The sequence below is a fragment of the Citrobacter sp. Cpo015 genome (assembly GCF_030333035.1).
Taxonomy (GTDB): Bacteria; Pseudomonadota; Gammaproteobacteria; order Enterobacterales; family Enterobacteriaceae; genus Citrobacter; species Citrobacter portucalensis.
In genome coordinates this window covers 59,424-75,339 of record NZ_JAOWGS010000037.1, presented here as the reverse complement: position 1 = coordinate 75,339, position 15,916 = coordinate 59,424, and the positions used below count along the sequence as shown (strand labels likewise).

The 15,916-nt window shown below is 53.2% G+C and carries 14 protein-coding genes; 4 read left to right on the top strand and 10 right to left on the bottom strand.

The annotated features are described in order from the left end of the window. Positions 1-7: 7 nt before the first annotated feature. The 3 genes from ubiE to udp form a co-directional block, all read right to left on the bottom strand. Complete coding sequence (ubiE, locus tag OGY67_RS16155) at positions 8-763, bottom strand: bifunctional demethylmenaquinone methyltransferase/2-methoxy-6-polyprenyl-1,4-benzoquinol methylase UbiE (RefSeq protein ID WP_003017897.1); 756 nt, start codon at positions 761-763, stop codon at positions 8-10. A 94-nt stretch (positions 764-857) separates the two neighbouring features. Continuing rightward, positions 858-2,288, bottom strand: a complete 1,431-nt coding sequence (gene rmuC / locus OGY67_RS16150) for a DNA recombination protein RmuC (RefSeq protein WP_286574171.1) — start codon at positions 2,286-2,288, stop codon at positions 858-860. Between the two features lie 140 nt (positions 2,289-2,428). Then, positions 2,429-3,190, bottom strand: coding sequence for a uridine phosphorylase (udp, locus tag OGY67_RS16145; protein WP_003828923.1), 762 nt, complete (start codon positions 3,188-3,190; stop codon positions 2,429-2,431). Positions 3,191-3,455: 265 nt separating this feature from the next. On the opposite strand from udp, the gene OGY67_RS16140 reads away from it, so the two are divergent. Next, positions 3,456-4,262, top strand: a complete 807-nt coding sequence (locus OGY67_RS16140; protein ID WP_003828924.1) for a dienelactone hydrolase family protein — start codon at positions 3,456-3,458, stop codon at positions 4,260-4,262. A 96-nt stretch (positions 4,263-4,358) separates the two neighbouring features. On the opposite strand, the gene metE is transcribed toward OGY67_RS16140, so the two are convergent. After that, positions 4,359-6,620: a 5-methyltetrahydropteroyltriglutamate--homocysteine S-methyltransferase gene (gene metE / locus OGY67_RS16135; RefSeq protein WP_286574168.1), complete on the bottom strand. Its 2,262-nt coding sequence runs from the start codon at positions 6,618-6,620 to the stop codon at positions 4,359-4,361. A 235-nt stretch (positions 6,621-6,855) separates the two neighbouring features. On the opposite strand from metE, the gene metR reads away from it, so the two are divergent. Next, on the top strand, positions 6,856-7,809 hold the full coding sequence (metR, locus tag OGY67_RS16130; RefSeq protein ID WP_153687868.1) for an HTH-type transcriptional regulator MetR: 954 nt from the start codon (positions 6,856-6,858) through the stop codon (positions 7,807-7,809). On the opposite strand, the gene OGY67_RS16125 is transcribed toward metR, so the two are convergent. The 3 genes from OGY67_RS16125 to pldB all read right to left on the bottom strand — a co-directional run bounded on the left by OGY67_RS16125 (position 7,697) and on the right by pldB (position 10,508). Beyond that, positions 7,697-8,596 (bottom strand): carboxylate/amino acid/amine transporter, encoded by a 900-nt coding sequence (locus OGY67_RS16125; RefSeq protein WP_008787092.1) that lies wholly within the window; start codon positions 8,594-8,596, stop codon positions 7,697-7,699. The genes metR and OGY67_RS16125 overlap by 113 nt on opposite strands. A gap of 79 nt (positions 8,597-8,675) precedes the next feature. Continuing rightward, a complete protein-coding gene (gene yigL / locus OGY67_RS16120; RefSeq protein ID WP_008787091.1) occupies positions 8,676-9,476 on the bottom strand; it encodes a sugar/pyridoxal phosphate phosphatase YigL in 801 nt (266 codons plus the stop codon). Positions 9,477-9,491: 15 nt separating this feature from the next. After that, entirely contained in the window at positions 9,492-10,508 is a 1,017-nt protein-coding gene (gene pldB / locus OGY67_RS16115; protein ID WP_003017911.1) for a lysophospholipase L2, read from the bottom strand. 110 nt (positions 10,509-10,618) lie between these two features. On the opposite strand from pldB, the gene rhtB reads away from it, so the two are divergent. Together rhtB and OGY67_RS16105 are read left to right on the top strand one after the other, a co-directional pair. Beyond that, positions 10,619-11,239: a homoserine/homoserine lactone efflux protein gene (rhtB, locus tag OGY67_RS16110; protein ID WP_003828938.1), complete on the top strand. Its 621-nt coding sequence runs from the start codon at positions 10,619-10,621 to the stop codon at positions 11,237-11,239. Positions 11,240-11,401: 162 nt separating this feature from the next. Further along, positions 11,402-12,286, top strand: coding sequence for an Rpn family recombination-promoting nuclease/putative transposase (locus OGY67_RS16105; protein WP_286574165.1), 885 nt, complete (start codon positions 11,402-11,404; stop codon positions 12,284-12,286). A gap of 38 nt (positions 12,287-12,324) precedes the next feature. On the opposite strand, the gene rhtC is transcribed toward OGY67_RS16105, so the two are convergent. The 3 genes from rhtC to pldA all read right to left on the bottom strand — a co-directional run bounded on the left by rhtC (position 12,325) and on the right by pldA (position 15,796). Next, positions 12,325-12,945 (bottom strand): threonine export protein RhtC, encoded by a 621-nt coding sequence (gene rhtC / locus OGY67_RS16100; RefSeq protein WP_003828942.1) that lies wholly within the window; start codon positions 12,943-12,945, stop codon positions 12,325-12,327. A 63-nt stretch (positions 12,946-13,008) separates the two neighbouring features. Beyond that, entirely contained in the window at positions 13,009-14,838 is a 1,830-nt protein-coding gene (recQ, locus tag OGY67_RS16095; RefSeq protein ID WP_111466299.1) for an ATP-dependent DNA helicase RecQ, read from the bottom strand. A gap of 88 nt (positions 14,839-14,926) precedes the next feature. After that, entirely contained in the window at positions 14,927-15,796 is an 870-nt protein-coding gene (pldA, locus tag OGY67_RS16090; protein ID WP_003828947.1) for a phospholipase A, read from the bottom strand. Between the last annotated feature and the right edge of the window lie 120 nt (positions 15,797-15,916).

Here is a 15,916-nt window from a genome sequence, read left to right as displayed (position 1 = left end):
TCTCCTGTCAGAACTTGTAACCACGATGCAGCGCAACGACACCTGCTGTCAGGTTGTAGTAATCAACGCTTTCGAACCCGGCATCTTGCATCATTGCTTTTAAGGTGTCCTGATCGGGATGCATACGGATGGACTCCGCCAAATAACGGTAGCTGTCCGCATCGCTTGCTACCATTGAACCTATGCGCGGCAGAACATGGAAAGAGTATGCGTCGTAGGCTTTGCTCAACGGTTCGATGATGGGTTTGGAGAATTCCAGCACCAGTAGACGTCCGCCCGGCTTCAATACGCGGTACATGGAGCGTAATGCCTTGTCTTTATCCGTTACGTTGCGCAGACCGAAAGAGATGGTGATGCAGTCAAACGTGTTGTCAGGGAAAGGTAATGCTTCCGCATTCGCCTGAACGTACTCAACGTTACCTACCACGCCAATATTACGCAGCTTTTCGCGACCCATTTTGAGCATTGAGTCATTGATATCCGCCAGCACAACTTTGCCGGTTTCACCAACCATGCGAGAGAATTTCGCCGTCAGATCGCCGGTACCGCCTGCTAAATCGAGAACGGTTTGCCCGCGACGCACGCCACTGCAATCAATGGTGAAGCGCTTCCACAAACGATGAATGCCAAATGACATTAAGTCATTCATAACGTCATATTTAGACGCCACAGAATGAAAAACGTGGGCCACCATGTCAGCTTTCTGCTCTTTAGCGACGGTCTGAAAGCCAAAGTGCGTCGTTTCTTGTGAATTATCCACCATCTCAGTGCCTGCTCATCCAAAAAATGTTCGAGAAGTGTAACAGATTGGGCCAATTTGCCCTACCCTTCTGCCGGGTTCAACTACCCCAAATGGACTAGTTTGATTGCTGATTTACCGCTTCATCATCGGGGTAAGATGCATCTTGTTGCGTCTCAGGGACCGAGCGCAAGCGGTATTCTTCATCCTGTGTAGTAGCTTGTTCAGCCAGCTCAGGATTAATCTCGCGCTTAATTTCCACGCCTAAACTACGAAACGCTTCTGCCTGCGACAGGACGTTTCCACGACCGGAAGAGAGTTTTTTCATCGCCTGTCGGTAGTTGTCCTGGGCTTTGTCCAGGCTTTGACCTATTGCCGACATATCATCCACAAACAACCGCATCTTGTCATAAAGTTTGCTGGCCCGATCGGCAATTTGTTGCGCATTACGACTCTGATGCTCGTAGCGCCACAGGTTGGCGATCGTGCGCAATGCCACCAACAGCGTGGTAGGGCTCACCAGCATAATGTTATTTCTAAGCGCTTCGGTAATCAGTTCGGGCTGTCTGTCGAGCGCCAGCAAAAAAGCGGGCTCAACGGGGATAAACATCAACACATAGTCAAGCGTACGCAGCCCAGGAAGCTGCTGATAATCTTTGCGCCCCAGTAGTCGAATATGGTTGCGCACCGAGGCGATGTGCTCCTGCAATGCACTTTCGCGGGTGTATTCATCTTCTGCGTTAAAATAGCGCTCATAGGCGACCAGCGTCATTTTCGCATCGATCACCACATCTTTACCCTGCGGTAGCCGAACGATGACATCAGGCTGCATTCGCGAACGGGCGTCGTTTTCGATGCTGACCTGGGTTTCATATTCATAACCCTCACGCAGACCAGAGGCTTCGAGTACCCGCGTAAGTACGACCTCTCCCCAGTTACCCTGCGTTTTGTTATCGCCTTTTAATGCCCGCGTCAGATTTACCGCTTCCTGCGCCATCTGCGCATTCAGTTGTTGGAGATTACGAATTTCGTGTGCCAGGGTATGGCGTTCTTGTGCCTCTTTACCAAAGCTATCCTGAACCTGGCGACGAAAACCGTCCAGTTGTTCACGAAGCGGCGCAAGCAGGCTGTTCAGACTTTGGCGATTTTGCTCATCAACACGGCGGTTGCTGTGCTCAAAAATACGATTCGCCAGATTTTCAAACTGTTCACTCAGACGCTGTTCGCTGTTGATCATCTGGCGGATTTTATCTTCCGCATGCTGTTGCGTTGCTTCCAGCCGGGTAGAGACTTCACGGAGATCGGCTTCCAGAGAGGTGTTGATACTGTGCAGACTGCGTAATTCGTTATTGAGGAGTTCGCACTCATCACGCCAGTGTGCTTCCTGCGAGAGCTGCTGGCGAGCGGCGCTTAGCGCAATATCCAGTTCACGTCGCTCTTCGATGAGGTCGGCGCGGATTTGATCGGCGCGTGCTTTTGTCGCCAGCCACCCTACCAGTAGCCCTGCGGCTAACGCCAACACGGCACTCATCATAATTGAAATATCCACAACGCCCCCTTACAGCAACGACTTACCCGCACAAAATAGAATTGTGCTGTATAAACGTCCAGTTTAAAAGGAATTTCCTGCGAGGCACTACGCAAAATAAAAAGGCCGAACGCGTCGGCCTTTTTGAATAGACGGGAGAATTACAGTAAACGACGCGCGGCTTCCACCACGATTTTCACCGCGTGGCTTTCCGTTTGTTTCATCGTTTCCGCATTAGGGATCTCTTGCTGAGTACGGTTCACGATAACACCCGCGACCATACCGGCACGCAGACCCTGGCTTGCGCACATGGTCAGCAGCGTAGCAGATTCCATTTCGTAGTTCATGACGCCCATAGACTGCCACTCTTCCATTGAGCCTTTGAAACGGCTCACGACGCGACCAGAGAAAGTGTCATAACGCTCCTGGCCCGGGTAGAAGGTGTCAGAAGACGCGGTAACCCCCACGTGAGTGGTGGCGCCGATAGATTTCGCCGCTTCCACCAGCGCGGTGGTGCACTCGAAGTCCGCAACGGCCGGGAATTCCATTGGTGCGAAGTGCAGGCTTGCACCGTCCAGACGAACAGATGCAGTGGTAACCAGTACATCACCCACGTTGATATGCGGCTGGATAGCGCCAGTCGTACCGATACGCAGGAAGGTACGAATGCCCAGCTGAGCCAGTTCTTCTACGGCAATAGAGGTGGACGGGCCGCCGATACCGGTAGAGCAAACGATCACGGCTTTACCATCCAGCTCAGCACGCCAGGTGGTGAACTCGCGATGAGATGCCAGCTTAACCGGCTTATCCATCAGCGCGGCGATCTTTTCCACACGCTCCGGGTCGCCAGGGACGATAGCAAGCGTAGCCCCTTGTAAATCGTTCTTAGTGAGGCCGAGATGAAAAACATCAGACTTAGACATAAAAACTCCTCTGTGAATCGGTTTTGTCAGAAGAAGCAAAAACACACTTTACCGAAGGCATAAACATATTTTCGTGACAGTCATCACTATGATGTAAATCAATTGCATTCAATTACCATTAAATAGTGATCTTTATCACATAAATGATGCGATATAAGGAAGCCCTGCACAAAAGATAGCCCGTTTAAGGCAATGTGGTTCGTTGCATGTGTCTATAGTTAACAATGCGCTTTTTTGCTGAATATTTAAGGGTACGGAGAATACCATGACAACACGACAATCTGGCTTTGCACCTGCTGTATCTCCACCGACGTCTACCACGGTTCACACCCCGGATAATGCAATTATCGCCGGTGTAACGTCCATACCTTCACAAGGCGATGATATGCCAGCGTATCACGCACGACCAAAACAGACTGATGGCCTGCTGCCCGTAGTCATTGTCGTGCAGGAGATTTTTGGTATTCATGAGCACATTCGTGACGTTTGCCGTCGTCTGGCACTGGAAGGGTATTTGGCTATCGCACCAGAACTCTATTTTCGCGAAGGCGATCCCAATGACTTTGCCGATATCCCTACGCTGCTTAGTGGCCTTGTCGCCAAAGTGCCTGACTCTCAGGTACTGGCCGATCTGGACCACGTCGCCAGCTGGGCCTCCCGCAACGGAGGAGATGCGCACCAGTTGATGATCACCGGATTTTGCTGGGGTGGGCGCATCACCTGGCTGTATGCCGCACATAATCCGCAGTTAAAAGCGGCCGTGGCGTGGTATGGCAAACTGGTGGGTGATAAAACCCTCAACTCGCCAAAACATCCCGTTGATATCGCAACCGATCTTAACGCCCCCGTTTTGGGGCTTTATGGCGGCCAGGACACCAGCATTCCGCAAGATACCGTTGAAACAATGCGCCAGGCGCTACGCGCCGCCAATGCTAAAGCGGAAATCGTGGTCTATCCCGATGCCGGACATGCGTTCAACGCCGATTATCGCCCGAGCTATCACGAAGAGTCCGCGAAAGACGGTTGGCAGAGAATGCTGGAGTGGTTCGTGCAATACGGTGGGAAGAAATAAACGTTAATTGCCCGGTGGTGGCGACGCCTTACCGGGCCTACAACTATTGCGATTTCCTGTACCCCGGGTAAGCGCAAGCGTTTCCCGGGCAATGAATTACGCCTGACGCAGATTCTGCGCCGCTTTGACCATGTTCGCCAGCGCGGCACGGGTTTCCGGCCAGCCGCGGGTTTTCAGGCCGCAGTCCGGGTTCACCCACAGACGTTCTGCTGGAATGCGCTGCTCGGCTTTCTTCAACAGGGCTTCAATCCACTCCACGCTCGGAACGTTCGGCGAGTGAATATCGTATACGCCCGGCCCGATTTCGTTCGGATAGTCGAACTCTTCAAACGATTCCAGCAACTCCATATCAGAGCGCGAGGTTTCAATGGTGATCACGTCCGCATCCAGCGCCGCAATGGAGTCCATGATGTCGTTGAACTCGCAATAACACATGTGGGTGTGGATCTGGGTTTCATCCTTCGCTACCGCCGCGTTAATGCGGAAGGCTTCCACGCCCCACTCCAGATACGCCGCCCAGTCGCTGCGACGTAGTGGTAAACCTTCGCGCAGTGCCGGTTCATCAATCTGGATGATGCCGATACCCGCCGCTTCCAGATCCGCCACTTCATCACGCAGCGCCAGCGCGATCTGCTTTGCGATGGTTTCACGCGTCACGTCTTCACGCGGGAATGACCAGCAGAGAATGGTCACCGGACCGGTCAGCATGCCTTTTACCGGTTTGTCGGTCAGCGACTGGGCATATTTCGCCCACTCCACGGTGATCGCTTCCGGGCGGCTGACGTCGCCAATCACCACCGGCGGTTTCACGCAGCGAGAGCCGTAGCTCTGCACCCAACCGTTCTGGGTAAAGACGAAGCCGTCCAGGTGTTCACCAAAGTATTCGACCATGTCATTACGCTCGGCTTCACCGTGTACCAGCACGTCGAGACCCAGACGTTCCTGTTCAACAATCGCCTGTTTAATATGTTCCGCAATTCCGGTGCGATAGTTACCAGCATCCAGGTTGCCCTTTTTGAAATCCAGGCGCAGGCCGCGAATTTCTGTGGTTTGCGGGAATGAACCGATAGTCGTAGTCGGCCATGCCGGCAGATTAAAGCGGGCACGTTGCGCCTCGGCACGAACCGGGTAAGCGTTAGCGCGCTGGCTGTCCTGGGCGGTGATTGCCGCCAGACGTTTTTCCACTGCGGCGTTGTGTACGCGGGTAGAGTGACGACGAGCCTGAATCGGTGCACTCCACTCGACAATTGCCGCCGTATCTCCGCTATTCAATGCATCGCGCAGCAGCGCCAGCTCGCCGCACTTTTGCAGGGCGAAGGCAAACCAGCTCTTCACTTCTGCATCAAGGCGGGTTTCCACACTGAGATCGATTGGGCTATGCAGCAGGGAGCAGGAAGAAGCCACCCACAGGTTACGTTTCCCGACGATATCTTTGATTTGTGCGTATTTTTCGCTGAGATCGGCACGCCAGACGTTGCGGCCGTTCACCAGCCCCGCTGACAGCAGCCAGTCGGCTGGCAGACGCGTGTGCAGCTCGGTTGCATCATCTTTGCCGTGCACGAAGTCAACGTGCAGCCCCTGTACCGGCAGGGCGGTAATGGTATCCAGGTTTGGCGTTACGCCTTCGAAGTAGGTGGTCAGTAGCAACTTCACCTGACCCGTCAGCGCGTCATAAGCAGGTTTGAAGGCGTCCAGCCACACTTGCGGCAGCTCCAGTACCAGCGCGGGTTCGTCAATCTGCACCCACTCAATACCGCGTTTCGCCAGCTCGGCCAGTACCTGCTGGTAAACCGGCAGAATGTCGTTCAACAGGCTCAGGCGGTCAAACTGTTCGCCTTTCACTTTACCCAACCACAGGTAGGTTACCGGCCCCAGCAGCACAGGCTTCACCTTGTGGCCGAGCGCCAGCGCTTCGTCTACCTCATCCAGCAGTTGGGTCCAGGTCAGTTTGAACTGCTGACCTTTAGTGAACTCTGGCACCATGTAGTGATAGTTGGTGTTAAACCATTTGGTCATTTCTGCCGCTGCCGCGGGTTCACCCGTTGGTGCGCGGCCACGGCCAATGCGGAATAAGGTATCGATATCGACCGAGCCGTCTTTATTTTGATGGCGAGCCGGAACGTTGCCGAGCAGCAGGCTGGTGGTCAGCACGTGATCGTACCAGGCAAAATCACCCACCGGCAGCAGGTCAACACCCGCCTGCTTCTGCTGATCCCAGTGGCGGGCACGCAGCTCGCGGCCAACGGTCAGCAAATCTTCACGGGAAGAATTTCCCGCCCAGTAGCTTTCTTGCGCTTTCTTCAACTCGCGACGCAGGCCAACGCGAGGGAAACCGAGGGTGTGATTCAATATTGTCATTTTTCTTCCTCTAATTATATGTAAATCCTATGGATTTTGAATTTAGGGAAGGCGGCAAGTTTACTCATCCCCAGGAGCTTACTGAAGTAAGTGACTGGGGTGGGGAAACGAAGCCAACGCACCATAAATTTAAAAGACGAAGGATTTTAGCCGTCCAGATGTTTACACATCCATAATTGGCGGTTACTGTATATTCCTCAAGCGCAATTTGTTCATGCCGAAGTGAAGGACTTTCATGATCGAGATTAAACACCTGAAAACGCTCCAGGCGTTGCGGAATAGTGGTTCTCTGGCAGCCGCAGCGGCGACGTTGCATCAGACCCAATCCGCCCTTTCTCACCAGTTCAGCGATCTGGAGCAGCGCCTTGGCTTTCGACTTTTTATCCGTAAAAGCCAGCCTCTGCGCTTTACGCCGCAGGGAGAAATCCTGCTGCAGTTAGCCAATCAGGTGTTGCCGCAAATTGGTCGTGCGCTGCAGGCCTGCAACGAACCGCAGCAAACCCGGCTGCGAATCGCGATTGAATGTCACAGTTGTATTCAATGGCTGACGCCCGCGCTGGAGAATTTTCGTGCCAACTGGCCGCAGGTGGAGATGGACTTTAAATCCGGCGTGACGTTCGATCCGCAACCAGCGCTACAGCAGGATGAGCTGGATCTTGTGTTAACCTCCGACATCCTGCCGCGCAGCGGATTGCACTACTCACCGATGTTTGATTTTGAAGTCCGCCTGGTACTGGCGCCTGACCATCCGTTGGCCAGCAAAACACAAATCACACCGGAAGATTTGGCCAGCGAGACGCTGCTGATTTACCCGGTACAGCGGAGTCGACTGGATGTATGGCGGCATTTTCTGCAGCCTGCAGGCGTTAGTCCGTCGCTGAAAAGCGTGGATAACACCTTGCTGCTGATTCAGATGGTTGCAGCCAGAATGGGTATCGCGGCATTACCGCACTGGGTGGTGGAGAGTTTTGAACGCCAGGGCCTGGTTGTGACCAAAACCCTGGGTGATGGATTGTGGAGCCGACTGTACGCCGCCGTGCGTGATGGCGAGCAGCGACAGCCGGTCACAGAAGCGTTTATTCGCTCAGCGCGGAATCACGCCTGCGATCACCTACCGTTTGTACGGAGTGCGGAACGACCCACTTTCGATGTACCCACAATGAAGCCACTATCACAGCCGCACCAATGATGAAGCTTGGCCAGTGAGGTTGTTGATGCCAGATAGCCAGGTTAACCAGCAGTCCGGCAGGGACATGCATATTGTTCATGATGCCCAGCGTGCCCGCATCCACCTGGGTCGCGCCGTAGTTCCACATAAAGTAACCAATGCCGGACGCCGCCACGCCAAGAAAGACCAGAATTCCCCACTGTAGCGTGGTTGCAGGCATTTTCTGCGCATTGCCCAGCATGAACCAGGCCACGACAGCCACCATAAAGGCGCCCATATAAAACCAGGCAAAGGCGTTGTGCTGCGGCATTGGCCGCGTCTCCATCAGACGTTTATAGCCCACCATACCAATGGCAAAGCTGATATTGGACAACTGCACCAGCAGCAGACCGGTCCAGAAGTGGCTGGTCACCTGATCGTAACGAATGATCCCCGCGCCAATCACCGCCAGTAACGCACTAAAGGCGTAACTCCAGCGCAGACGACGTCCGCTCATCAGATCATAAATCAGCGTAATGTAGAGCGGCGTCAGCACGGTAAAGAGCAGCAGTTCTGAAACCGTCAGGTACAGATAGGCGTGAAAACTCAGCATGTACATAATGCCAAGCTGCATGGCACCCACCAGCATATACAGCCCGATCGTTTTTACGCTGTGCCCACGAGTACGTAGAAACGGCAGGAACACCAGCGCCGCCAGCCCAACGCGCACCAGCACCGCAAAATAGCTATCGACATGACCGGCAAGGTACTCGCCAAACAGGCTAAAGGAAAAGGCCCACAGAATTGTGGTAATGATGAGTAACGCCACAATGGATGTCTCTTAACAAAAGGTACCCCCATTGTAGCGAAGTTTTTAGTTGACAACTGGTCAACTAACGAACAGAAGGTTACTGCAAAAACAGTTCACGCAGATAGTGTGGCACGGCATCGTCGGCATTAAGACCAATGACTTCCAGTTCCGGGTGCAGATCCTTCAGGCGCTGGTGGGCGTTGCCCATGATGCAGCCTTTACCTGCCATGGAGAGCATTTCCGCATCGTTCATCCCGTCGCCAAAGGCGATGCAGTCTTTCAGACTGTAGCCCATCGCTTTTGCTACCGCTTCCAGCGCATGACCTTTCGATACGCCGCCAGCCATGACTTCCAGACAGGTAAGCGTAGAGAAGCTGACGTTGACGCGATCGCCCCAGCGGGCGTTAATCGCCTGCTCCAGCGGCAGTAGCCTTTCGTGAGAGTCGGTGGTGAAGAACACTTTGCTGACGCCCTCAGGCTCCAGTAATGCAGGTTCAAACAGTGAATAGTTAAACACCGCTTCTTTGAAGAAACGCATTTCGTCCGGACGATGGCGATTCATAAACCACTCATCATCACGATATACGTTGGTCACGATGTCCGGGTTTGCATTCACTACGCCAAACAGGTCGCTGGCAATATCGCGATCCAGGTTATGGGAAAACACCAGATTCCCGTCAGAATCATGCACGCGCGCGCCGTTGGACGTGATCATGTAGGTTTTAATGCCGAGGTTATCGCGAATTTGCCCCACATCAACATGATGACGGCCAGTCGCAAACACGAAGTTAACGCCGCGAGCGGTCAATAACTTCAGCGTCTCTTTGGCATAAGGGGACAGAGTATGGTCGGGAGAAAGCAGCGTACCGTCTAAATCAGACGCAACAACCTGATACATAAGAAAATTCAACCTCTAGGCAAAGCGGGTTCCGCTGGATGAGTTATGCTTGTCGAAAAATTCGACAATAGCGTTAAGCGCGACTGAGCGCATGGCGTCCTTTTCAAAAAGGATCTCATGGTACGCGCCTTTGATGACAAGCGGCTGCCCCCCTTCTACAGGATGGCCTGCTGCGGCGCGGAGTTCACAAAAACGATCGTGCATGCGGTTATCTACCACACGCTCTTCTTCAGCCTGAATCAGCAGCGTCGGCGTCGCATCATCCCCGGCGCCAGCCAAAACCTGTTCGCCAGCCAGAATCCCTTCACGTACCCAGTGATAGGTGGGACCACCAACGCGCAACCGCGGCTCATCAGCATAAAAGCGCAGATTGCGCCGATAGCGCTGTCGACTATGGGTTAACGCATTCATACCGAACGGCAGCGCCCGCCAGCGCCCGGTTCCCATCGCATAGCCTTCGCGGATCCGCGGATGCCCTTCGGCCCAGTCCAGTATATGGCGCACCATCCAGTCGGGAAAGCGCATCACAATACCAAACATCGGTGCGCAAAGCGCGATGGCATCACACTGATTCGGGTGGCGTTGCAGGAATAACGTGGCAATCGCCCCGCCCATTGAATGCGCCAGGATATAGCGTTTTCTCCACGGGCCGGGTAGCACTTCCTGCTGCCAGAAGGCGGTTAGATCGTCGACATAATCATTAAAGTTATCGACATGACCGCGGTGCGGATCCGAAAGCATACGCCCGGAACGCCCCTGGCCACGGTGATCGATAATGAGAACGTCAAAACCAGAATGAAACAGGTCATACGCCAGTTCAGCGTATTTCACGTAGCTTTCAATGCGTCCAGGACAGACGACGATGACGCGATCGTTTTTTTCTGCATGAAAACGAACAAAATGTACGGGAATATCATCCACGCCCGTAAATTCCGCTTCTTCCCGCTGACGCCAGAAATCTGTCAGTGGCCCCATGGAAAAAGCAGCAAACGCGTTTTCTCTTGTTTCCCAGTCTTTTTGCTGCTGAAACATCGGGTATCCAGCCTCGCTGACCAAGTAAAATCGTTTTTTTCGCCGTCACTGACACAACCTAACGGCAGTAGCGTATTGTGGCATAAAAATAGACAATCCGGGAGTTTCTCATGACCTTTGAATGGTGGTTCGCCTACCTGCTGACCTCTATTATTTTGAGCTTGTCCCCAGGCTCTGGCGCAATCAATACCATGACCACCGCCATCAGCCACGGATATCGCGGTGCCAGCGCGTCGATTGCGGGTTTGCAGACCGGCTTGGGTATTCATATCGTTCTGGTTGGCGTAGGACTGGGAACGCTATTTTCACGTTCGGTGATCGCATTTGAGGTGCTGAAGTGGGCGGGAGCGGCCTATCTGATTTGGCTGGGTATTCAGCAATGGCGCGCGGCGGGTGCTATCGATCTGAATACCATGGCGAATACGCAATCGCGCAGCCGGCTGTTCAAACGCGCGGTCTTTGTTAATCTGACCAATCCCAAGAGCATAGTTTTTCTTGCCGCTCTGTTCCCGCAGTTCATCCTGCCGCAGGAACCGCAGTTGATGCAGTACGTGGTGCTTGGCGTCACGACCATCGTGGTCGATATCATTGTGATGATCGGTTACGCGACGTTGGCCACGCGCATTGCTGGCTGGATTAAAGGGCCAAAGCAAATGAAGGCGCTCAACAAAGTGTTTGGCTCGCTGTTTATGCTGATAGGCGCCCTGCTGGCATCGGCAAGGCATGCTTAGCAAATGGAACGGCACTCGCAAAGAAATGCTAACAGTATGAGCGCCTGAACATGACTTTCCGTACTTTGCCGCAAAGGGATAAAAGCCTTATATTCTGCACTGTTAGACGTTGATTGCTAATGCCAGAATGCTGCCATATTCACCACTCACGGATGATTAACGATGGCGGAAGTAGCAACACCACATGACGCAGTATTTAAAACCTTCCTCTCCCGCGTGGAAACCGCGCGGGACTTTATCGAACTTCATCTTCCTCCCTCGTTAATCAAAATATGCAAACTGGAAACGCTCCGTCTGGAATCAGGCAGTTTTGTGGAGGACGATCTGCGCCCCTATTTCAGCGATATTCTCTACTCACTGGAAACCACCAGCGGACATGGCTATGTACATGTGCTCATTGAGCATCAAAGCTCACCGGATAAGCACATGTCATTTCGCCTGATGCGCTACGCTATCGCAGCGATGCAGCGTCATCTTGAGGCTGGAAACGACACTCTGCCGCTGGTTATTCCAGTGCTCTTTTACCATGGCAAGCAAAGCCCATGGCAAGGCTCAATGAACTGGCTGGATCACTTTGAGGATTCTGGAACCGCCCTTCAACTTTACAGCACACCATTTCCGTTGGTGGATGTGACGGTTATTCCAGATGATGAGATCATGCAGCATCGCAGTATGGCAGCGCTGACATTAGTACAAAAACACATTCGCCAGCGCGACATGGCGCAGTTGCTGGATAAACTTACCCGCCTGTTTATGCTGGAGAAGATGAGCGGACAACAAATAACCGTGCTGGTAAACTACATGGTGCAAGCAGGGAATACACAAGATGTTCAGACATTATTGTATAAGCTGGCACAGCGGGTGCCGCAGCATGGAGAAAAACTGATGACAATGGCGGATCAACTAAAGCAGATAGGCCGTGAAGAAGGGAGGCGCATTGCCCTTACTGATGTAGCAAAAGCGATGCTCAAGCGAGGTCTTGATACCGACGCGATTATGGAAATGACCGGCCTTTCGAAGGACGAATTACAGAAGCTTGCGCAATAAACCGCATACCGCCTGGGACTCCCAGGCGGGCAACAAACTTAGCGCGAAATAATCAGATGGATACCGAAGCCTGCGAACAGCGCGCCGGCAAAACCATCAATCCACTTCGCCAAACGCTGATAGCCACGACGCATTTTCGGGAGCGCAAACAGGCTGGCGACCACGGTAAACCACGCCAGCGTTTCCACGATAATCAGAGCAAAGATCCCCCAGCGCGCGCCCGTTCCCACGTTGTCGCCAACGAACAATGAGAAGACGGAGCCAAAATAGATAATGGCTTTAGGGTTCGCCAGGTTGGTCAGCAGACCTTTCAAAAAGCTGCGTCCGCTCTGCGCCAGCTCCACCTGCGGAGTGGGCGCTGCAACATCCTGTTTTTTAAACGCGCCGCGCAGCATCTGATAACCCATCCAGCACAGATACAGCCCCCCGCCGACCATAATAATGGTATGCAGCCAGGCCATTTTTTCGATAATCAGATGCAGGCCGAGCAGTGCCACGCCAGCCCAGACCATGACGCCGCAGGTAATGCCCAGCACGCCCATCATAGCTTCTTTGCGCGAACGGCTAACCGCAGTTTGAGAAACAAAAAAGAAATCGGGACCGGGGCTCATCAGCGCAACGATATGCACCAACGCAACGGTGAAAAATAGCGTTAACATAAAAATGACTCGCGGGGGAATAGTTCAGTGAGTCACCATCCTGGCACTTTTTTGCCCGGCTGACTACTCTTCGTCGTCACCATCAACGTGTGTGCGAATAAGCGCCATAAACTCTTTACCGAAACGCTCCAGTTTACGCATCCCCACACCGTTGACGCTTAGCATTTCACTCGGTGAAACCGGCATCTGCTCCGCCATTTCAATCAGCGTGGCGTCGTTGAACACCACGTACGGCGGAATGTTCTCTTCGTCGGCAATGGCTTTACGCAGCTTACGCAATTTGGCGAACAGTTTGCGGTCGTAGTTACCACCGAAGGATTTCTGCATCGCACGCGGTTTCAGCGCTACAATACGTGGTACAGCAAGCTGTAACGCAACGTCACCGCGCAACACCGGACGCGCGGCTTCGGTTAGCTGTAACGCGGAGTGATGAGCAATATTCTGCGTCACCAGGCCCAGGTGAATAAGCTGGCGAATAACGCTCACCCAGTGTTCGTGGCTTTGCTCGCGACCAATGCCATAGACCGGCAGTTTGTCATGAGCCAGTTCGCGAATACGCTGGTTATTCGCTCCGCGCAGCACTTCCACGACGTATCCCATGCCGAAGCGTTGGTTAACACGGTAAATCGTCGACAGCGCTTTGCGCGCATCCATAAGTCCGTCGTACTGTTTTGGCGGGTCGAGACAGATATCGCAGTTGCCACACGGCTCCTGGCGCCCTTCGCCAAAATAGTTCAGCAACACCAGACGACGACAGGTCTGCGCCTCGGCAAACGCCCCCATCGCATTGAGCTTATGACGTTCGATATCCAGCAGTTGCCCGGCGGGTTTCTCTTCGAGGCAACGGCGTAGCCATGCCATATCAGCCGGATCGTAAAACAGCATCGCTTCCGCCGGCAGGCCATCACGCCCGGCGCGGCCGGTTTCCTGGTAATAGGATTCGATGTTACGCGGAATATCGAAATGCACCACGAAGCGTACGTTAGGTTTGTTGATCCCCATACCGAACGCCACGGTCGCCACTACGATTTGCAGGTCATCACGCTGGAATTTCTCCTGCACCTCGGCGCGTACGGCATTTTCCAGCCCGGCATGATAAGCCCCGGCGCTGATGCCACGGCTTTGCAGACGCGCGGCGGTGTCTTCGACTTTGGCGCGACTGTTACAATAGATAATGCCAGACTTACCGCGCTGCTCTTGCACGTAGCGCATCAGCTGATCGAGCGGCTTAAACTTCTCCATCAGCATGTAGCGAATGTTCGGGCGGTCAAAGCTGCTGATCTGAATTAACGGATCGTTGAGTCCCAGCAGACGCACAATGTCCAGCCTGGTTGTCTCATCCGCGGTCGCGGTCAGCGCCACAAACGGCAGAGTCGGGAAACGCTGGCGCAGCTGGCCCAGCGCAGCGTACTCGGGGCGGAAATCATGCCCCCACTGCGAAATACAGTGCGCTTCATCAACCGCCAGCAGCACCGGATTCCAGTGCGCCAGATGCTCAAGGAAGTTATCCAGCATCAGGCGTTCGGGCGCAATGTACAGTAAGCGAATCTGCCCGCTGCGACAGCCCGCCATCACCTCAAGCTGCTGTTCACGACTTTGAGTAGAATTCAGGCACGCCGCCGCCACGCCGTTGGCTAGCAGTTGATCGACCTGATCTTTCATCAGGGAAATCAGCGGGGAAACAACAACGGTGAGTCCGTTTAGCAATAATGCGGGAATTTGATAGCACAGGGATTTACCGCCGCCGGTCGGCATAACGACCAGGCAGTCGCGACCAGAGAGCACGGTATCAATGATTTCTTCCTGACCGGGGCGAAACTGTTGGTAGCCAAAGGTTTCCTGCAAAACCTGTTTAGCGCCCATTTCCAGATTCAACACTTCCGCCTGCGCCACATTAACCCCATTAGCCTGAAATAAAAACAGGCGCTATTTTCAGCGCCTGAGAGAGAAACTGCAATGATTAAAATACTCTCAATACTTATCAGAAGATATCGTTGAGCATCACGCCCACACCAACACGCGTCTGATTGAAGTTGTAGTCAATCAGCGATTCGCCGTAACCACTGTAGACCTGAGTGTATAGACGCACATGCTTCGTGATGGGATAGCTGGCCCCCAGCTCTGCGCCGCCGTAGCCGGTATTCCAGTTGTACTGGCCTTTCACGCTGATAACCGCGTCACCCAGGTGATACCCCATTTTCAGCTGATAGTAGCCCATGTATTTAGTGATATCAGGGTTATCGTCGGTGCTACCAATCACGTACCACGGCTTAACTTCCACCAGCCAGTTACCATTTTCAGCCATCAGACGGGTATAAAGACGGTTCCAGCTACGTGACGTGGGATCGGATCGGCCGTTGGAGTCATGGTTATAACCCATTTCGACATCACGAAGCGTCCAACCGGCAAAGCGATAGTCGGTGGCGAAACCGAGGAACAATTGCGGTTCGTAGTTGGTTTCGCGAAACGGTGAAGACTCTTCACTGTTCGAAAGCTGCCACCAGGACTTCTGGGTATAGGAACCGCCAAGTACCGAGTTTGGGCCTAATATCCCGCGCCAGAGCGGAAACGCCAGGCTTAACTGAAACTTAACTTCATCTTTGCGCGCATTTTCGGACCAGCTATAACTGCTGATCGCCTCTTTGTTCATGTCGCTGGTATTGGTGTAAATAAGATAGTTGGTGTCATAAGGATAAAGCGTGAAAGGGTTGTCATGTTCCTGCAGCATATTAGCGATAATACTGCCACGAACCGCCGGTGCATCATGAATCTCTTTCACTGTCGCTTCCTGCGCATACGCGGTCAACGGCAGCATAATTGCTGGTAGTAACCATCCCAGAATCGCCCGCATCGGTAATGTTCTCCTGAACCAAAATATTGATGAATTGTATAATTATCTGGCAAGCATTCTACATACTTAGCTAATTCCTCGTTAGTTATCCCGTCCTAAAGTAGAAAACAACAAATAATA

Excerpts from the sequence above, each read along its gene's own strand:
- ubiE (WP_003017897.1), bottom strand. The coding sequence starts at position 763 with ATGGTGGATAATTCACAAGAAACGACGCACTTTGGCTTTCAGACCGTC.
- udp (WP_003828923.1), bottom strand. The coding sequence starts at position 3,190 with ATGTCTAAGTCTGATGTTTTTCATCTCGGCCTCACTAAGAACGATTTA.
- OGY67_RS16140 (WP_003828924.1), top strand. The coding sequence starts at position 3,456 with ATGACAACACGACAATCTGGCTTTGCACCTGCTGTATCTCCACCGACG.
- metE (WP_286574168.1), bottom strand. The coding sequence starts at position 6,620 with ATGACAATATTGAATCACACCCTCGGTTTCCCTCGCGTTGGCCTGCGT.
- metR (WP_153687868.1), top strand. The coding sequence starts at position 6,856 with ATGATCGAGATTAAACACCTGAAAACGCTCCAGGCGTTGCGGAATAGT.
- yigL (WP_008787091.1), bottom strand. The coding sequence starts at position 9,476 with ATGTATCAGGTTGTTGCGTCTGATTTAGACGGTACGCTGCTTTCTCCC.
- pldB (WP_003017911.1), bottom strand. The coding sequence starts at position 10,508 with ATGTTTCAGCAGCAAAAAGACTGGGAAACAAGAGAAAACGCGTTTGCT.
- rhtB (WP_003828938.1), top strand. The coding sequence starts at position 10,619 with ATGACCTTTGAATGGTGGTTCGCCTACCTGCTGACCTCTATTATTTTG.
- OGY67_RS16105 (WP_286574165.1), top strand. The coding sequence starts at position 11,402 with ATGGCGGAAGTAGCAACACCACATGACGCAGTATTTAAAACCTTCCTC.
- rhtC (WP_003828942.1), bottom strand. The coding sequence starts at position 12,945 with ATGTTAACGCTATTTTTCACCGTTGCGTTGGTGCATATCGTTGCGCTG.
- pldA (WP_003828947.1), bottom strand. The coding sequence starts at position 15,796 with ATGCGGGCGATTCTGGGATGGTTACTACCAGCAATTATGCTGCCGTTG.